Here is a 2,079-nt window from a genome sequence, read left to right as displayed (position 1 = left end):
CAGAGTGTGTCAAAACCGCTTGTTAGCGGCTTCCACTCTAATGTTTTTTCCTACTCAGCCCAGGTCAGACATCAGTTGCTCAGATTCAGTATAAGATTCCGGAAATCAGCAGGTACGCCGAAAACGTGGGCTAGATGCTAGAAATCTGGGGGTTGGATGATTGCAAGCAACGTTTCATATCTTTGTCCGGTTTGTGGATACCCCGGGCTTGAAGAGCCTCCATACGATGAGGTTGGCTGCTCTTCTTTTGGCATGTGCCCGTCCTGCGGTACGCAGTTTGGCTATGATGACGCAACATCTGCTCATGCTGATTTGCGGAAATTATGGATCTCTAAAGGAATGCTTTGGTGGAGCAAAGCTCAAGCGTCGCCGAGTGGTTGGGACCCGGTAAGGCAACTACAGGCGGTTGAAAAACGCATCAATATCTGAACAGAACACCGCTCTTAGCCCTGCTATGATTTCTGAGGATTTCATCGCAGGGATCGCCCATGAAGCGCTTTATCCAAGGTGAACATCGAGGCCAAGAAACCTTCCTTCCCGCGAGCCTCGACGATTACGTCACGGATGCCAATCCGGTGCGCGTAGTCGACGTCTTTGTCGACGAACTCGACCTGGTCAAACTGGGTTTCGAAGGCGCCATACCGGCTGATACTGGCCGGCCGGCTTACCATCCCGCGATCCTGCTGAAAATCTACATCTACGGCTATCTGAACCGCATTCCATCGAGTCGGCGTCTTGAACGAGAAGCCCAACGCAACGTCGAGCTGATGTGGCTGACTGGACGTTTGATGCCCGATTTCAAGACCATCGCCAACTTCCGAAAAGACAACAGCAAGGCCATCCGAGGTGTCTGCCGCCAGTTCGTGGTGCTGTGCCAGCAGCTAGGACTGTTCGAAGAAAATCTGGTCGCCATCGACGGCAGTAAATTCAAGGCCGTCAATAACCGCGACCGCAATTTCACCAGCGCCAAGCTGAAACGGCGGATGGAAGAAATTGAATCAATTATCAATCGGTACCTGACTGCGCTCGACGAAACCGATCGGCAAGAACCCTCGGTCGCTCAGCCCAAGGCTGCTCGTCTGCAAGAGAAAATCGACAAACTCAAAGCTCAGATGAAAGAGTTGCAGGTCATTGAAACTCAGCTCAACGAATCACCGGATAAACAGGTCTCACTGACCGATCCAGACGCCCGTTCCATGATGACGCGCGGCACTGGAATCGTCGGTTACAACGTGCAGACAGCGGTCGATACCCAGCACCATTTGATCGTTGCGCATGAGGTGACCAACGTCGGTTCCGACCGCGATCTACTCAGCTCGATGGCCAAGCACGCCCGCGAGGCGATGGCGTCAGATACGTTGTCGGTAGTGGCTGACCGAGGTTACTTCAAAAGCGAACAAATCCTGGCTTGTCACGATGCAGGCATCACCGCCTATGTGCCCAAACCGATGACCTCTGGAGCCAAGGCTGACGGACGTTTCAATAACGATGCCTTCATCTATGACGCGGCAAAAAACGAATACATTTGTCCCGCTGGAGAGGCGTTGATCTGGCGCTTTTCCAGCGTTGAAAAAGGCCTGACGCTGCACCGTTACTGGAGTTCTAATTGCCAGGGATGCGTGCTGAAATCGAAGTGCACACCGAGCAAGCAACGACGAGTTCGGCGATGGGAGCATGAAGCCGTATTGGAGGAAATGCAGAACAGGCTGAGCAACGCGCCGGACATGATGCGAGTCCGCAAGCGTACGGTCGAGCATCCCTTCGGGACACTCAAACAATGGATGGGCGCCACACATTTCCTGACACGAAAGCTGAACGGAGTAAGTGCGGAGATGAGCTTGAACGTCCTCGCCTACAACTTGAAACGAATCATGAAAATTCTCGGTACCAGCAGTTTAATGAAGGCGCTGTCGGCCTGAAGAGGTCTGTATTTTGGCCACCCAGCAAGGTAGAAGCGGCGCGAGGGGCTCCCAGACCCTCGTGATGATCCGCAGGACTTGTTGTGAGCAATTACTCAGCTAACAACCGTCAGCGCTGCGCGCCGACAGTGCATCAGCGCGTTTTTACACACTCTGGGCC

At 53.4% G+C, this 2,079-nt stretch carries 1 protein-coding gene; it reads left to right on the top strand.

The genetic code is table 11. From position 1 onward, the window contains the following. Positions 1 to 488: 488 nt before the first annotated feature. Positions 489 to 1,919, top strand: coding sequence for an IS1182 family transposase (locus tag ACYSTU_RS26965; protein WP_499002747.1), 1,431 nt, complete (start codon positions 489 to 491; stop codon positions 1,917 to 1,919). Positions 1,920 to 2,079: the final 160 nt, after the last annotated feature.

Source organism: Pseudomonas glycinis, assembly GCF_054871425.1.
Note: the sequence above shows the minus strand (reverse complement) of the source record. Positions and strands in the feature narration are given on the sequence as shown.

What these genes read in the sequence shown, in the direction of transcription:
- ACYSTU_RS26965 (WP_499002747.1), top strand. Translation starts at nt 489, where the DNA reads ATGAAGCGCTTTATCCAAGGTGAACATCGAGGCCAAGAAACCTTCCTT.